The 16,864-nt window shown below is 44.6% G+C and carries 14 protein-coding genes and 1 pseudogene; 14 read left to right on the top strand and 1 reads right to left on the bottom strand.

The features are described 5' to 3' along the window. The first annotated feature begins 585 nt into the window (after positions 1 to 585). The 6 genes from B3N33_RS07525 (at position 586) to B3N33_RS07550 (ending at position 6,982) form a co-directional block, all read left to right on the top strand. Positions 586 to 1,536, top strand: a complete 951-nt coding sequence (locus B3N33_RS07525; protein ID WP_292590629.1) for a LacI family DNA-binding transcriptional regulator — start codon at positions 586 to 588, stop codon at positions 1,534 to 1,536. Positions 1,537 to 1,551: 15 nt separating this feature from the next. After that, positions 1,552 to 2,769: an ABC transporter substrate-binding protein gene (locus B3N33_RS07530; RefSeq protein ID WP_292592792.1), complete on the top strand. Its 1,218-nt coding sequence runs from the start codon at positions 1,552 to 1,554 to the stop codon at positions 2,767 to 2,769. Between the two features lie 422 nt (positions 2,770 to 3,191). Then, on the top strand, positions 3,192 to 4,064 hold the full coding sequence (locus B3N33_RS07535; protein WP_214060908.1) for a carbohydrate ABC transporter permease: 873 nt from the start codon (positions 3,192 to 3,194) through the stop codon (positions 4,062 to 4,064). Further along, the gene (locus B3N33_RS07540; protein ID WP_292590632.1) at positions 4,061 to 4,879 is read left to right on the top strand and encodes a carbohydrate ABC transporter permease; all 819 of its coding nucleotides are present in this window, start codon (positions 4,061 to 4,063) and stop codon (positions 4,877 to 4,879) included. The genes B3N33_RS07535 and B3N33_RS07540 overlap by 4 nt, the downstream gene beginning before the upstream one ends. Then, positions 4,876 to 6,732 carry a beta-galactosidase gene (locus B3N33_RS07545; RefSeq protein ID WP_292592793.1) on the top strand — a complete coding sequence of 619 codons (1,857 nt, stop codon included), beginning with the start codon at positions 4,876 to 4,878 and terminating at the stop codon, positions 6,730 to 6,732. The genes B3N33_RS07540 and B3N33_RS07545 overlap by 4 nt, the downstream gene beginning before the upstream one ends. A gap of 106 nt (positions 6,733 to 6,838) precedes the next feature. Continuing rightward, positions 6,839 to 6,982 carry a hypothetical protein gene (locus B3N33_RS07550; protein WP_292590636.1) on the top strand — a complete coding sequence of 48 codons (144 nt, stop codon included), beginning with the start codon at positions 6,839 to 6,841 and terminating at the stop codon, positions 6,980 to 6,982. 54 nt (positions 6,983 to 7,036) lie between these two features. Here the strand turns inward: B3N33_RS07550 and B3N33_RS07555 are convergent, their stop codons facing one another. Further along, a complete protein-coding gene (locus tag B3N33_RS07555; RefSeq protein WP_349682157.1) occupies positions 7,037 to 7,723 on the bottom strand; it encodes an MrcB family domain-containing protein in 687 nt (228 codons plus the stop codon). 653 nt (positions 7,724 to 8,376) lie between these two features. On the opposite strand from B3N33_RS07555, the gene B3N33_RS07560 reads away from it, so the two are divergent. From B3N33_RS07560 to B3N33_RS07590, 8 genes and pseudogenes are all read left to right on the top strand, one after another. Next, positions 8,377 to 10,569: a hypothetical protein gene (locus tag B3N33_RS07560; RefSeq protein WP_292590638.1), complete on the top strand. Its 2,193-nt coding sequence runs from the start codon at positions 8,377 to 8,379 to the stop codon at positions 10,567 to 10,569. Positions 10,570 to 10,907: 338 nt separating this feature from the next. Beyond that, on the top strand, positions 10,908 to 11,645 hold the full coding sequence (locus tag B3N33_RS07565; protein ID WP_292592795.1) for a GntR family transcriptional regulator: 738 nt from the start codon (positions 10,908 to 10,910) through the stop codon (positions 11,643 to 11,645). Between the two features lie 4 nt (positions 11,646 to 11,649). Further along, positions 11,650 to 12,510, top strand: coding sequence for an ROK family protein (locus tag B3N33_RS07570; RefSeq protein WP_292592797.1), 861 nt, complete (start codon positions 11,650 to 11,652; stop codon positions 12,508 to 12,510). 11 nt (positions 12,511 to 12,521) lie between these two features. Further along, the gene (locus B3N33_RS07575; RefSeq protein WP_292592798.1) at positions 12,522 to 13,289 is read left to right on the top strand and encodes a sugar isomerase domain-containing protein; all 768 of its coding nucleotides are present in this window, start codon (positions 12,522 to 12,524) and stop codon (positions 13,287 to 13,289) included. A gap of 343 nt (positions 13,290 to 13,632) precedes the next feature. Beyond that, positions 13,633 to 14,016 (top strand): annotated as a pseudogene (locus B3N33_RS13040) (extracellular solute-binding protein); the annotation flags it as partial. A gap of 37 nt (positions 14,017 to 14,053) precedes the next feature. Then, positions 14,054 to 14,581: an extracellular solute-binding protein gene (locus tag B3N33_RS07580; protein ID WP_292592800.1), complete on the top strand. Its 528-nt coding sequence runs from the start codon at positions 14,054 to 14,056 to the stop codon at positions 14,579 to 14,581. Between the two features lie 64 nt (positions 14,582 to 14,645). Beyond that, positions 14,646 to 15,536, top strand: coding sequence for a carbohydrate ABC transporter permease (locus B3N33_RS07585; RefSeq protein WP_292592802.1), 891 nt, complete (start codon positions 14,646 to 14,648; stop codon positions 15,534 to 15,536). Then, positions 15,529 to 16,374 (top strand): carbohydrate ABC transporter permease, encoded by an 846-nt coding sequence (locus B3N33_RS07590; RefSeq protein ID WP_292592803.1) that lies wholly within the window; start codon positions 15,529 to 15,531, stop codon positions 16,372 to 16,374. The genes B3N33_RS07585 and B3N33_RS07590 overlap by 8 nt, the downstream gene beginning before the upstream one ends. The last annotated feature ends 490 nt before the right edge of the window (positions 16,375 to 16,864 follow it).

A 16,864-nucleotide genomic window follows, 5' to 3' on the forward strand; every position in this document is an offset into this window, starting at 1 on the left:
CAGTTGCAAGTGTCACGCTGCATGTTATAAAAGCAAAAGCTAAAACAACTGTTCTTCCCGCGAAAAATGGGACAGACATAAGGAACCTGTCAGTCCCTATTTTCGCTTCTCGTCTTCTCGCAAGCGAAGCGATCCTCTCGACAGTGGTCTTTCTCGATTGATCATTTCGGTGAACGGGTTTATGATCTGGGACGGTCAACAGAGAAGAGCATCTCACAGCGTTCAGTGACCAGAGAAGAACATATCTTTCATAGTACAGTGTGTCGCTTCGAATAAAAGAAGTAGGTAGTATTTATGTTTCGTTGGATTCACGCCAAGCGACATCTTCGCTCTCTTTTTCTCTTAAGGTGAGCTTCTCTCTGCATATGAAACCTAGTTATGGTAACTGCGCAAGAATTTGACTCACCTCTTGCTCGCTTAACCCTGCATCGCTCTTTTGCGTCTAACTGAGCATTTTGCAGATATTCGATCTAGAGTGCCCCTCTTTGGTTTTGAGGAGAGATTTCCACGTTTTTCGAGTTGGATTACAGAATGTATAATGTTAACGTTAACTGTTAACGTTAACACGATAAAGGGGGATAAGTAGTGAAGAGAGCCACCTTACGAGAAGTAGCACAGAAGGCGGGCACATCAATGATGACTGTATCTAGAGTGATTAACTCCAGGGATTCAGTGAGCGATGAAACAAAGTGCAAAGTACTAAGTGCAATACAGGAGCTTGGGTACGAGCCTCACAAAGATGCGCGAATTCTCAGGGGTGGAAAGACTGGGAGAATCGGGATTGTGGTCTCCGATATTAGAAACCCCTTTTATTCGCAGGTAGTTGGGGACCTCGAGGACCTTGCAGAAGAGAATAACATGGCAGTCATTGTGTCGGACACGAGCAAGAGACTTGACCAGGAGAAGAAGGCATTGAAGTCTCTACTCGATATCAAGGTTGACGCCATTGTAGTTGCTCCTGAAGGATATGAGAGTTCTCATCTTGTAGATGTAATCAGTTCGGGAACTGATGTGGTGTCCTTTGGAGTTCATTTTGAGCATAATTTGATTTCCGAGGTCTCTATCGATGAGATCGCCGGTGCTGCAAAGGCGGGCTCCCATCTTAGGAGTGTCGGAATCAGTGATGTCGTGTTGATTATGGGGAATCCGAGAAAGTTCACTACTAGAGGCAGAATGGAGGGTTTTTTGAAGGGCTTTGGAGACGTACGACAAGAGAGAGTGTTGTATCGTGAAGTTGATTGGAAAGCTTCTTACGGAACAGTGAAGGAACTGCCCAAGCTTCCCGAAGCTTTTTTCTGCTACAACGACATGATGGCAATGGGTGTCATTAGGGCTATAGAGGAAAGAGGAGCTGAAGTCGGAAAAGACGTCAAAGTAATTGGATATGACGATGTGTATATGGCAGAAATAGCAGGCATAACAACTTTAAGAATTCCGATTCGCAGCATGGTGGAGGAAGCCTTTAAAACAATATTGAGTGAAGATGTTAGAAAAAGGGTTTTCACCCCGGAATTCATACTGCGCAAGAGCGCATAAATAGGAGGTGGCGAAATGAAAAGGGTCTTATTGGCTGTTCTTTTTGTTTCAATTGCTTTGGTTGGTTTGGGAGTCCAGAAACTTGTTGTTAATTCCTACATGTCAGACCCGGAACCGAAGAGGGTATTTGAGGAACTGGTAGAACAGTTTGAGTCTATGTACCCAGACTATGATGTGACTGTTAACACATTTGCTCATGAAGACTTCAAAGTTCTCCTCAGAACGTGGCTTACTTCATCCAATCCACCAGACGTTGTCACTTGGTTTGCAGGTGAGAGAATGAGGTACTTCGCCAGCAAGGATCTCCTCGAACCAATTGGTGATATCTTTGAAGATGGCTTTGAAGCAGATTTTCCAAGGGCATTTGTGAGCGCTTCCAGCTACGAAGACAAGATCTACTTTCTGCCGCAATCGTGGTACTGGTGGGGTGTGTATTATAGGAAATCTGTTTTCGAAGAACTTGGGATTACCGTACCTGTCACTTGGAAACAATTCCTTGACGTTTGCGAGACTCTCAAGACAAACAACATGATCCCGATAACTATAGGAACAAAGTATCTCTGGACTGCAGCAGGGGTCTTTGATTATCTAAACATGAGAGTAAACGGAATCGAGTACGCACTTAAGCTCACAAATGGAGAAATCCCATATACGGATGACGGAATGAAGGCGGTTTTTGCATACTGGAAACAGCTTGTAGATAATGGGTATTTCATAAAGGATGCAACGTCCTACACATGGCAGGAAGCTGCCAACTATCTTTTCACGGGTGAAGCAGGTATGTATCTGATGGGACAGTTCATAAAGGATGTAGCTCCAGCCGGCGTGAAGGAGGATCTTGACTTCTTCAGGTTCCCTGTAATTGACGGAAATATCGGCTTGTTTGAGGATACACCAATCGATGGCTTCATGATGCCAGCCAATGCCAAAAACAAAGAAGCAGGAAAGACATTCCTCAAATTCATAGCTTCGAAGGAAGCGCAAGAATACTTTGCTACAGAACTGGGAAGACTGGCTGCAAACAAGCATGTTCCTGCGCCGGACGACCATTCCAAGAAAGGCCTGGAAATGATACTTTCATCTGATGGAGTAATGCAGTTCTATGATCGAGATACCGATCCAGAGATGGCTAATGCCGGAATGAATGGCTTTGTTGAGTTCATGACCTTCCCTTCCAGACTCGACACAATCCTGAAGAATCTCGAAAACGAACGAAACAGAATCTACAAGTAAGAATTACATGAAGGGCGGTTTGTGAAGAGCCGCCCTTCATGTCCTTATTATTTACGATAAGTCAGGAAGTACGTCATCGTTCTTGAAGACTGACATGTTTATCGCATGCTGTCAGTTGTATCAGATAGTGTTGTCTTGATCTGTACTTAGGGCTAGCGGACAGTGGAGCTTGTGAAAACGACTTAGCTACTGTCAAGAGATCAGAAAAGTTACTAGATCTTGACTTCAAGACATCTACGTGTTTCTCTGAGCACTTCTCTCTGCTTACCTGCACAGTCACGCAAGCAGACAGGAGTCAGTTGCGGGGGGGAACATGGAAAGTAGGGTCTTGAAACAGAGAGGACACGCATGGAAATCGTAAGTTAGATAATAGGCTTCAAGAGAAAGATATGAGCAATGATTACCTTGGTTTGGAGGAAACAATGAAAAGCAGAAGATGGGTTCCTTGGGCTTTTTTAGCCCTTCCTCTCACAATGTATTCTATATGGGTCATTTATCCCTTGATCAGTACGCTACTTCTCAGTTTTACCAACTGGGACGGGGTCTCAATGTCTATGGAAATCATTGGCCTGGACAACTTCAGAGAGTTGTTCAGGGACCCGTATTTCATTGTTTCCCTAGTAAACAACATTAAGTGGCTGATTGGATTTGCTTTGATATGCGTACCTGCCGGGCTCGGAATTGCTCTTTTGCTCGACCAAGGCTTTAGAGGAAATAAGGTGTACAAGACACTGATCTACCTCCCTATGACACTTTCGTTCGTTGTGATTGGACAAATCTGGTCCTGGATTCTCGAACCAAGAAGCGGCGTTTTGAACAGTTTTTTGGCCTTGCTCGGATTCAAAGGTGTTTCATGGTTGAGCAATCCCTCCATAGTAACTTACTCATTGATAATGGCAGCGTCTTGGAGGCAGATTTCTTATGCTATGGTTCTCTTTCTTGCCGGGCTTAAGGGTGTTCCGAAGGAACTGGTCGAAGCTGCCACGGTCGATGGCGCTGGTCCTTGGAAGAGATTCTGGAACGTCGTGCTTCCGATGCTTAAGCCTGCAACCATAGTGGCTGTCACAGTAAGCGTTATCGATTCGCTCAGGGCCTTCGATATCGTCTATGTTCTGACTCGTGGAGGACCCTTCTATTCATCGTCTGTCATGGCAAATTACATGTATATTAAGACATTCAACAATTACAGGATGGGCTATGGATCATCTATTGCTACTGTCCAGTTCCTTATCACCCTGGTGTTCATAGTGGTTTATATGCGGAACGTGTTGAAAAGGGAGGTCGAAAACGAATGAAGAGGACCCTTTTCTACATATTTGCCACCCTCCTCGTTCTTGTCTGGCTAATGCCTTTTGTCATAACTGCTTTTACTTCTTTGAAAAGCATGGATGAACTCATGTTAGGAAGAAGATGGTGGGAACCGCCAAAAGAAGTTCGACTTGAGAACTATGCAACTGCCTGGAATGACGCGAATATGGGTAGGTATTTCGTGAATACATTCATAATTACCGTACCTTCCGTTCTTGGCGCTCTATTCCTTTCTAGTCTGGGCGCATTCGCGCTGGCATGGTACGATTTCAAGCTTTCCAAAACTATCTTGATGATCTTTGTCGGCGGTATGTTGATTCCTTTTCAGATGCTTTTGATACCCGTATATCGTATGTCGATGTCTTTCGGAATCTACGATAGCTATATCGGTGTAATTCTCTTTCATATTGCGTTCCAGCTTGGGTTCTGCACGTTCTTCCTGAGAAACTTCATGAAGACAATACCTGAAAGCATATTCGACGCCGCGATGATTGACGGAGCGGGTCACTTCTTGATCTACAGAAGAATTGTCTTGCCTCTCGTGGTACCTGCTATGGCAGCTCTGGGGATTCTCGAGTTTACATGGATCTGGAACGATTATCTTTGGTCTCTGATACTTATACAAAGCGATAGGTTTAAGCCTGTAACCTTGGGCCTTGTCAATCTTCAAGGTCAGTGGGTTACGAGCTGGAATGTGATGGCTGCAGGGTCTATAATTGCAGCAGTTGTTCCTCTGGTAGTTTTTCTTCTTTTCCAGAGGTACTTCATAGAAGGACTTACAGTTGGGAGTGTTAAAGGATGAAATGGTTTGGAGCGGCTTATTATCCAGAGCACTGGCCTCGCGAGCGCTGGAAAGAAGATGTCAAAGTGATGAGGGAAATGGGAATGAACGTGGTACGCATAGGAGAGTTCTCCTGGAGCATAATCGAAAGGGAACGAGGCAAAATAGACTTTTCTGTCCTTGACGAAGTTATTGATCTTCTCGATTCAGAAGGGATAAAAGTTATAATGGGGACTCCCACCTGCACGCCTCCACCCTGGCTGATAAAGGAGTTTCCCGAGATACTTCAGAGGGATGTCAACGGATTGTTGATCGCCAGCGGCAGTCGCAGGCATTACTGTTTCAACTCGACTATCTATCGCAAGGAAACGGCAAGGATTGTTGAGGCTTTTGCAGACCACTTTGGTAGAGACCCCAGGATAGTCGCATGGCAAATCGATAACGAATACGGATGTCATAATTCCACGGTCTGCTTCTGCGAGAACTGTGCCACTTCATTCAGACATTGGCTTAAGAGAAAGTATGGTTCCATCGAGAACCTCAACAGAGCCTGGGGGACAGTCTTCTGGAGTCAGACATTCAATAAATGGGAAGAGATAGACCCTCCCAGAAGAACCCTTACATCTCCAAATCCCTCGTTGGTACTAGATTATAGGCGGTTTTCTTCTGACTCTGCGATTGATTATCATAATCTGCAGAGAGAGATCATTGAGCCAAAAAGCGAGGCGCCAATAACTCACAATCTTATGGTCAATTTCACAGAGATCGACTATAAGAAGCTTTCAGACTCCATCGACTTCGTATCTTGGGACAATTACATAGCGGAGGATTATGATCCGGATCTTCAGGCGCTTAACCATGACCTAATGCGTTCTCTCAAAAAGAAGCCTTTTCTCGTAATGGAGCAGCAACCCGGAAGGGTAAACTGGCGTTCAGTGAACACTTGGCACAGTGCTGATCAGCTTTCTTTTTGGGTGAAGCAGTCTTTCGCCCATGGAGCATTTGGTTCACTGATTTTCAGGTTCAGGCAATTGCCGTTCGGTTCGGAGCAGTTTCACACAGGCCTAATCGACTATGACGGCGATCCAACTGAACGCGCAAAAGCCTTTTCAGAAGTAATAGCCGGACTGGCAGATTGGAGCGTGGTCGTTCCGCAGAGAGAAGCGGCTGTTTATATTGATTATGAGAATTTCTGGATAAACGAGACAGACAATCTTAACAATAGATTTGATCTCTTACTCGATGCGATTTTGCCAGTTTACAAGGCAATCAGGAGTCTCGGTTACAACGTTGATTTCGTTTTTCCAGGTGACTCTTTGGACGGGTATTCATTTGCTTTCGTTCCTTCGAGTTTCAAGCTTGAAAGCAGTTTTGTCGACCAACTGAAGGTATTCAAGGGGAGAGTCTTCTTCACGGCTATGAGTGACCAAAAAGATTGTCACAACTTCATAAAGAAAAGCAAAGACAGCTTTCTTAACGAACTTATTGGTATAAGGGTCATTGATGCAGGTGGTATAGAAGAGACTGTGAGCATATCTTTCGCTGGCCAGATTTTCTCCTGCTCTTTTGTTGCTGAAAGAATCCTCCCTGCGAATGACTGCGAGATACTGGGAGTTTACTTGGACGGCCCATATAAGGGCAGTTCAGCACTAATAAAGCGTGAAAACAAGTACTACTTAAGCTCTATCCCGGACACCGGGTTTCTTGAAAGACTGCTTGTCGAAGCAGGGGTGGAGAAGAGAGTGGAGCAATCGGGGAGGATCATTAAGGATGGATCGCAGACAATTCTTTTGAATCCCTTTTCGCACGTTACAATGATAAAACTAAACGGGAAGGAGCATACCCTCAGGGAATACGAGGTCAGGAAACTCTGATCAGTATAAAGCACGCTCTCAAAGGCCAAGTGATGAACAATCCTTCGAGTGACAACTTGGGACCAGATTGTTTTCGTGCTACTCATACATTATCTTTGAGAAGGAAATGAAATCGGCGGTAGAGGACGATGGCACTCTCGCCGTTCATTCGAGCTTAGTCGAAGGAACGCGAAAAAGCGGTTTCGATGTGATCGTGAGCGTGGGCGAGCCTGAAGAGAACAAGATCGGCAGCGTGAATCATCACTATTGAGACACTCTTTATGCAACACTTTCTCTTTATACTTGTCTCACTTTTGGGGGCATATTAAGACTCATCTTCACTTCTCTTCACATCGGTCATATTGGCATCATTCGATGCTTGTGAAGCGCTCTCGTGTTCGAAGATAATCTTCTTGATCCGCTCCTCCGGGAATTCAGTGCCGATTACTCCTTTGAGTCTCTCGTAGAGAGCAATCATTCCCAGCAAGTCTCTCTTAAGTGTTTCATCTCCTGGTACCATTCCCTTCTCATACTTCTTTCCGTAAATGTGACCCAACTCGTAAGCGACTCCCAGTTCTCTATCTGTTCCCAGGGTTATGCTATCGTAGTCGAAGCTCTCTTCCTGCCCCAGCACTTTTCTATAGGCTTCCGCTGCTATAGAAATCTTTTGCTTTGCCTCTGCGCCGAACGTTTCCTTAAAGAATAACCAGCCTTGATTCAGCGAGAGATAGACGGCCGACATGTCTGCAGTAAAAATGTACATCACGAAATAACCCTGTGTAGGAGATTCTGTTATGTCTTTGTCGAAAACACCTATCCAGGGAATCTCTGCCCACTGCCCCTGTCCGGGGGACGCAGATACCTTGAACCTATCAGGGTACTCCGAGTCCACCATTTCCTGAACCATGGCGCTTACATCACTTCTCAGAAAGTGTGCAAGCTTGTTCTGTGCAAACTCTTTGTGCTTTTCGATGAGATACTTATTGAGGATTCGGTTGATAGCTTCCTGAATAAGCCCTCCTTATGATAACTGCCCACGCATGGAGCAATAACGTTTCGAGAGACTATCCGGCTAACTAGAGCCTACACCACAACTGTTCCGATTCCCAATGAAAATGGGACTCCCTAGAACAACCTCCCTATGGGAGTAAACGCTTTCCTCCTTTGTTCCTCCCCTCATAGTGTCCTAACTACAAGGGTAGGTAATTCCGGGGGAAGTTGCAATGGCTCTTGCATTAACAGGGAATTCTCCTCTGCAATTTCAGGGATTCACTCTCTGCAATTACCGGTACTTATATTCTGCAGCAAACAAATTCTAAGAGCTTGAGAGGCGGAGGAATCATCCGAGGGCTGAAGATCAATATCCAATGGATTGAAAAGAAGTGTTCCCTCGAAAAAGAGATTCGTGAGATCTCTGGAGGAAGCTTCCTCCCAATATGAGCATAAGAACTACTGTTCACTTCAGTGATCTCTAGTCGGTAGAAAAGCGCTTTCCTATACATGGATAGACTCTGCTTAACTGAGAAGGTTGATTTAGCAGGGCTGGGGTAGATCAATTAATCCAGCGATTTGTTTTTTTTCACATTTCTTCATCTCTTTGCATAACGCTGGAAAACGTACGATGATTAATTTATTATGTTCTACTAAACATGCTAGAGGTGGTATATGGATAGAGAGACAGTAAAGGTGACCCTCCTGGCGGAGGCACTGGAGATGAGCAGGAATTCCTATATTGAATATCGTACTCTCGAAGGGCTTGACTCATTCTTTGAAAGAAGCACAGCAATCGAGCTTGCGAAGGGACTTAAGGATGGATTCTTTCTGGACATGCCCCTGGAAAAGATAATGAGCAACGGATTCTTCAGGGGTTATCTTGCCGGTCTTATGCTTTCAGACAAGACTACTTCACATGTTGTCAAGGAGCAGATAGCCAAGATCCTTCTCGAAGATCTTCTTCGCACCCTGAATGAGGCAGAGGAAACTTCACCCGGTCAAGAAGAGAGTTTTCAATCAGAAAGAGACTTGAAGAAGAGATTCTTTTCCCTATTCGAAGAGAAAGACCGCGAAGAATCTAGAGGACTTGTAAGAGAGAATCTCTCGCTTTTCAGACATTTCGTGAATAGTGAGCATTATATTCCTATTTACCTTTGGGGTAATGAATTGACGACTTTCATTTGCGAAAACTTAGATGCTGAGCAGTTCGAGGGCTCCTTAAAGGAAGACCTGAGAAAGATTGTTCCTTCTGTACTGGCATCATACTCGATGCCCGATACTATGGGTTCGTCAGTAGGACTTAGATTACCGTCGGTTGAGAGTTATTTGAGCTCGCAGTTCCCGATTCTGGCTATGATAAGGAATCGAAAACTGAATCTGGATCAGGTGACTGAGTTCATAAAGAGCCTGTCTCACATTATGTTTGGGGATATCTTGTTGGCGCCGGTTAGCATGGCAGCAGGTGGAAAGACGGAAGAAAAAGCAAGGGCAAAACTGATTATCAATAAGATGTTCGCTTCGATGACTGATTCTGAACTCGGTATTATGTTGAATTCCTCCAGCTACGAGTCGAGAGACGGTTTTCTTTACGAAGTTGTCGTGTGCAATGATTTCAGCAAACTTTTCGATAGACTGAAGAATATTTGGAAAGGGATAGAAAAGAAGGCTTCCCTGTTCTCCAATATGGCTATTGCGAGCGCTCTCCTGGACAAGGATGAGGCAACTGATTGTGTGGGAGAGTATGTCGCATATCTGAAGACACTGGAGCCAACAATCGCAGTTGTACGATCGGGACTCTTGTTATGCATGAAATACGACTTTGAAGACGAGGAGCTCTTCAGCAAGAAGTTTTCTGAGATAACAGATGAGAAACCAGATCCGCCTTTGATCCTATCTCTTCTTCGGGATTCTTTCGGTGATCTTGATGTGATCTATGAACATATGGCAGACGAGTATTCTAATAGAACGGCAATTGATGGTGTAATTTCGAACTTGAAATCGATTAAGGAACCTAATTTCATTTTGTTCGAGAAGACCGGCAGTCTTGAGTATTCAAGAGTGCCAATGTATACGCTGATAAACTCAGCGATAAGTCAGAACGATATCGATCATGCATTCGATACCATGGTAGCTTACTGCAAGAAGTACCGGTTCAACTTCGAATTCATGAATACACTTCTCTCCCTTTCCACAAGAGAAACTGACGAACTGAAGAAGCTCCTTCACGGTGTGGGAGAGCTCGCTTTGAACGTGCTTCACGATATCGTTGAAAAGGATAAATGGGCATCACTTATAGAGAACGAAGAGAGCCCATCCAACACCGAACTCCTGCAAGTCATCGAACATTATGTCGATAGCTTGATCGACCGGAAGGATTACAGGGAAGCACTGAGGGTTATCGAAGAAGTCTTTCCCCTTTTCGGCCCTGATGATTACGGCTACCTCTTGGCGAGCAAATTACTTGTGTGCTGGAGACTGAAAATGTTCGATGAATTGGCCAAAACAATGGAGTTTAAGAACCACAGTGGCCATCCGAAGGCTCTTGCAGTATTGGCGCTGAAGAACTATGCCTACAGGGAGCTAGACATAGCGGAACAGATTCTTCTGAACATTCTTCGCCACTGCCCTGACTTTATCAAGTATCTTCTGGAGGAAGAAGGAAACGATAAGAAGGACTTCGAGAAAGCAGAAAGAGGCAACCTCACTAGTCAGAAAAGAGTCGATTCGCTGACTCTTGCAGAAGAGTTCAGAGGGGACTGGCTTAACCTGAGGGGCGGAAAGGAATGGCTGAAGAAAGTGCAGAAGGTTTTTGATGAAGTGAGGAGTAGTAATACGCCGAGGAACCTTGACTCTTCTAGCTGCTAATGAATTAAAACAATGGAGTTCCCGAAAGTGCCATCTTTCTCAGAAGCATTGCTTCTATTCTTCTTCTTTATACTCATCGTTACTATACTCATTTCCTGTTTCTCCTCCAAGTTCTCAATAAGTTTAAGGGGTGAATATCTTCTTGATTACCTCTTCAAGAGACAAGAAAGGAAAAGGTTCCAAAAGAATGAGCTTGAATAACATCGAAATCGGAAGATATTCATCATTATTTGCCGGTGATGGTCGTTGATACATTTAAGGTAGATGAGAAACGGTTACTGCTTGAGAGTCATTAGGCATTATAATCATTATAATGATAATGTTGAGTGGTGATCAAGATGAGTGAAGATGAACGGATTGATGCTTTCTCTACGGAACCATTGCATTCACAGCTTACAACGATAATCAGGAACAACATCCTTACCGATAGGTGGCCTGCAGGCGATAAGATTCCGAATCAGCAAGAGCTTTGCAAAAAGTATGAGGTGAGCCTTGCTGTAGTTCGTCAGGCTGTTGAAAAGCTGGTGTCTGAAGGCTTTCTTCTCAAGAGGCAAGGCAAAGGAACCTATGTCATGGATCCCAGAATTAGACAGGGCCCCAGAAAACTCACTAGTCTCAGTCAGGAACTTACTGCTAGGGGGGCTAAGGTCGGCAGTGAGATTCTCGATTCTCGAGTTGAAGCTTCGGGTTCTAAGTTTGCACGGATTTTCGACCTCACTCCAGATGAAAAGGTAATAAGGATCAAACGACTTCGCCTAATGGACATGAGCCCACTAGGAATTCAAACCTTTTTCTGCCCAGAAAAACTCTTCCCTGACCTGCTTAAGAAAAACCTTACCGAATCCCTCTATGGGCTTGTAGAAAATCATTACGGGTATAGATTCGTATCTGCTGATGAAACCTACACAGCGATAATTATCAGCGAAGCGGACTGCAAACTACTCAAAGTCGAGTTTCCATATGCGGGCTTCTATGTTGAACGCATCTCCAGAGGAGCTGACGGAAAAGCCATCGAATATACTGAATCGATAATAAGAGGCGATAAGTACTCTGTCCTAATCCATCTGAGGAAGTGATTCTTTGAATAGACTTGTTATTGATATTGGAGGAACCAATACCAGAGTATGTCTTGTAGACGAAACGCCGGCTGTGGTTTTTAAGGAGCGCATTAGCTATTCTGACGATATTGGGGGTGTTCGAGCAATACTGAAAGAAAGCTGCCGCAAGTTTCTCAGTAGAGAGGAAACGGCGGACGTGGTCGGTCTCTCTGTTGCGGGAGGATATCTTCTCAAGAGCAAGAGAATCTGGATTCCTAATCTCTTCGGTACAGAACTTGTGTGTCCGTTCGATCTACTAGATTTGGATGAAAACCACTTGTTCGTTACTAATGATAGGGTCTCTGGAGCTATAGGCGAAATGGAATTTGGCAAAGCCAAAGGAGTCAGGGATTTTCTCTATATCTCGATTGGAACAGGAGTAGGAATGGGAATTGTGTCAAATGGAATGGTAATTGAGGGAAGTAACGGACTTGCAGGTTCCGCTGGTTGGCTCAGATTCGATGAAGAGAGAATTGAATATCTGGTCGGCGGCGTTGGAATCACATCGAAGTATGAGGAGCTTACGGGCGAGAAACTCCCCGCTTACGAGATCTTCACTCTGGCAGAACAAGGCGCTCCAAAAGCAGCTGAAGTCGTTAACAGGGCAGGAAGGTATCTCGGAAAGCTCATCTCTTGCTTTCTGAACAGCACTGATCCTGAGAGAATAGTGCTTTCAGGTAGTATTGGAAGGCGATGGAGATCTTTGAAGAATGAAGCACTAAGGTCTATTGAAAGCCACAAAAGCCCCATGGTTCCTATCCCCCAAATTCTCCTAAGCAATCTCGGGGAGGATGCTCAGATTCTTGGAACGACAATACTCATGCAACGAAAACAAACTGCGTAGGAGGTATATTGATGGCTATTTCTGCTTATCTTTCTGCAGTAAGGAAACTGGTAGACAGTATCGAATCGGAACAAGGAAAAGCCATAGGTGAAACAGCTGAGATGATGGCGAACTCTATTCTGGAAGGAGGGTTTGTTCATTTTTTTGGTAGTGGGCACTCAGTCATTCCGGTAATGGACGCTTTCCCGCGATATGGCAGTTTTCTTGGTCTGAATGCCCTGATGGAGCCAAGACTGATGTGGGGGAGCATCACAGGCCCTTCGAGTGCTCCAGGGTTGTTGCTAATAGAACGCAAGGAGAATTTCGTGGTTGATGGCTTCCTGCGTTATCAGCCCGTGAAGAAGGGCGATGTCATGGTTATCTACTCACATGGTGGATTGAACGCTGCTCCAGTTGAGGCAGCCTTATTTGGCAAGAGTAGAGGGGTAAATGTCGTAGCTGTCACTTCCGAATCGAACCAGCAGCTTGCAAAGGCTACTCATTCATCCGGAAGAAAGCTGATAGATATCGCAGATATACTGATTGATAACTGTGTCCCGCCTGAAGATGCTGTTGTTGAACTGAAAGGAATTCGAGCGAAGGTTGGGGCAATTTCAACTGTAGCAGCCGTAGTGATCACTATGTGTATGATATCTGAGACTGCGGAGATTCTCAACGAAAGGGGGTATGACCTGAAAATCTTTGTTTCTCCGAATGTTGAGGGTTACGGAGTTAGTCATAATCTTGAGATATTCGACGAACATAACAAGAGAATTTCTGCTCATTCACTTAATGAGTAGTAGGCGTCAGAAGGTTGACTGTCTACAAAGGAGGAGAGAGTATGAAGAAAACGATTTTCGTTCTATTCGTTTTGATTGTGTCCGTTGTGTTCTCGCAGACCACCCTCGTGTTCCAGACTCACTGGTCGGATTTTCGTGTGAACGGGATATTTGACAAAAGCGGAAACCTTCTTTATCCTGGACTAAAGCATTATCTGGAAGAATATGAAGCCCTAAACCCCGGTATTAAGATTGAGATTAGAGAAGTTCCTTTTGGCAACTATCTGCAACAAATACTCGTAGGGCACATGGNNGGGGAGTACAACTAGTCGGCTCACAAGTACTTGCTGTTGCTCCTGAACATATTGCATCAAGAGTTAAGTCGGATTTCTCACTAACTTCGGTCCAGGGAGCAACTATCAGTGACACAATAATGGGAATTCCGGCAGAAGTAAATACTTATGCCCTAATCTACAACAAGCAACTGTTTGCAGAAGTTGGTCTGTATGAGCCGCCGGAGACATGGGAAGAACTAGTTGAATATGGAAAGCTACTAACAAAGAAGGATTCTCGTGGAGTCATCTCACAATACGGCTTCGCATTTCCAATGCTAGAGGAGAGTTCTGTAAGTGACATAGTTCATCCGTATTTTGCACTTCTTTACAGCGCTGGAGGAGCTCCGTTCAACGACGACTTAACGAAATCACTTCTGGACAGCCAAGCCGCAATTCGTGCTATGGAAGCTATTGTTGATCTCTTCAAAGAAGGAGTAACGGATACTGCAGGTGGTCTTTACGANNTTCACCCAGAAGAATGTTGCAATGGTTATCAAAGCACCATGGTATGTCTCCTATTTGAAGGAAGCTTTTGGAGACGAGTACGAAGACATTGTCGGTATTGCTCCTATCCCTTATCTGGACAAACCTGCAACCTCGGCCTATACGTTCTTCTACGCTGTTCATAGTGGTTCTGAGCACCAGGAAGAGGCTTGGAAATTCCTTGACTGGTTTGCTCTGCAATACAAAGCTGCCCCGAAAGTAACTAGAGCCGGAGAACTTGGCGCACAGGTTATCGGCGTTATCCCGCCTAATGAAAGTGATCTTGCATACTTCACATCCCAGCTAGTAGATCTACAAGAATATGTATCACTTCTTAATGTAGCTACTTCAGAACCAAATGTAACCCAGGGAGATCAGATAAAGAAAACGATTATGGACGAAATAGTAGCTGCAATGAACTACATGAAAACTCCTGAGCAGGCTATGAAGGATGCTGCATCGAAAATAAACTCCATCCTTCATTCTGCTAACTGATGAAATGTAGAGGTGGGGCCAGCCCCCACCTCTATTCTTCGTTGATCTGTGCGGAGGTGTTAGTGTGACAAGAAAAGGCAAAGAAAACCTTACAGCGTATCTGTTCTTAAGTCCAATACTTCTGTTTTTTGCAGTCTTCTTCTGCTTTGCTGTAGGCTTTTCAATTCTGATCTCTTTTAAAGACTGGAATATGCTTGTCTCACCGATCGGAGCACCCTTTGTCGGCCTTAGCAACTACCTGAGTCTATTCTCTGATCCGATGTTCAGATCGGGCCTTTTGAATACTGTTGTCTTTGCTCTTATTGTCACATTTGCGAGCGTTATTCTTGCACTATTCGTCGCTATGGCACTTTACAAGGTAAGGGGATCAGCAGTGTGGAGATTTGTTTTCTTTGCTCCGATGATAACACCTGCAGTCGCAGTTGGAAAGATCTGGAGTTATCTTTATAACCCGAGTTATGGTGTGATTAACCATACTTTGGGCTGGCTAGGTATCCCCGGCAAAGCTTGGCTATCAGATCCGAAACTTGTTCTGCCTTCAATAATGATTGTTGCTATCTGGAGTGGCCTTGGAGTTCCAATGCTTATCTTAACAGCGGGGCTTGACTCGATACCTTCTTCGTATTATGATGCAGCAAGGATTGATGGCTCGTCGAAGTTCAGGACCTTTATAAGCATTACTCTCCCGCTTCTGAAACCGACTACTCTATTCTTACTTGTAACAGGTCTAATTAACGCTTGGCAGACCTTCGATCTGATCTACATAATGGGAGGAGCTGCGCCATCTTCAAGCACCCAATTGGTGTCGATATATATGTACAACACGGCCTTCTCATATATGCAGATGGGAAAAGCATTGGCAGCTTCAGTAATACTATTCGTCATCTCTCTCTTCACAACTCTGTTGGCCCTTAGATCCTTTAGGAAGGGTGGAATGGAGAGTTACTATGCATAATCGAGTGAAGAGGAGAATAAGTGCAGTATTAAAATACGCTTTGATTGCTGCAGCGGGTTTCATAATGGTATACCCTTTTCTATGGCTTCTATCTTCTTCTCTGATGACTGTTCGCGAATTTGTCTCAGTACCGCCCAAATTGGTGCCTACAGTTCCGCAATGGGGCAACTACGCGGCTGTACTCAAGAGGGTGCCTTTCTTTCGATATCTTCTTAACAGCGTGATAGTGGCCACAAGCATCTCTTTGTTGGTCGCTTTCACGAGCGCGCTCGGCGGTTATGTCTTTGCGAAAATGAATTTCACCGGGAAGAAGGTTCTTTTCAGGTTCATACTGGCGACCATGATGTTTCCGAATTTCCTATTTCTGATTCCAAATTTCTTCTTGTTGACTAAGATCGGTTGGGTTGATACGTATTTAGCATTGATCATGCCATTTGCTGTCAGCGGATATGGCATATTTCTGCTGAGACAGTTCATCATGAACATCCCCTCGGAACTCATCGAAAGTGCTAGGATGGATGGTGCGTCGCAGATAAGGATCTTCATGCAGATTGTTGTACCACTTTCTCTTCCTGCGATGGCCACGTTAGTCCTACTGACTTTCGTCGCTCAGTGGAACAACTTCCTGTGGCCGATGATCGTTACCTCTTTCACCCCTTCACTTACAACTATCCCCGTTGGAATCGCGAAGCTTAATCTTTCATTTGGTAGTCTTGCAAACCAGCATCTAGTCCTGGCCGGAATGGTTATTCAAATACTGCCCGTTATTCTACTGTTCCTCTTCTTGCAGAGATACTATGTTAAGGGAATAGTGATGACCGGTTTCGGAGGAATCTGAGGATTCTCGAATCAAGGAATGAAGGATATTGTCGACGAGTTGTTAAGAGAGACTCTCAACCTTAGCCGGTTATGATATGGTATCGCAATAACTGTGAAAGTATATACAAAAAGGTTAGGCCACACACTTTCAGTCTGTAAGGGCAACTTGGCAAGAGCGTTGCTGTTTCGCGTCTAAAATCTCGACTGAATGTTGAGAGATCATCAGCCCAGACTATAGCGCAACTTATTCTTGAATAGGTGTTTTGTGATAACCCATGTTCAGAGCAAAGGAGGATTCTCAGAAATCTCACCGATCATTTCTTCCTGATGATCTGCAAAGAATTATGGATTGCTGTAGATCTTTTCTCCCGGCTTCAGCGAATGAACAAGCCAGACATTACCTCCGATTACGCAGTTGTCTCCGACTACCGTATTCCCTCCAAGGACCGTAGCTCCCGCGTATATAACGACGTGATTACCAATATCGGGATGGCGTTTTATCCCTTTGA

The sequence above is a fragment of the Mesotoga sp. UBA5825 genome, from assembly GCF_002432955.1.
Classification (GTDB): Bacteria; Thermotogota; Thermotogae; order Petrotogales; family Kosmotogaceae; genus Mesotoga.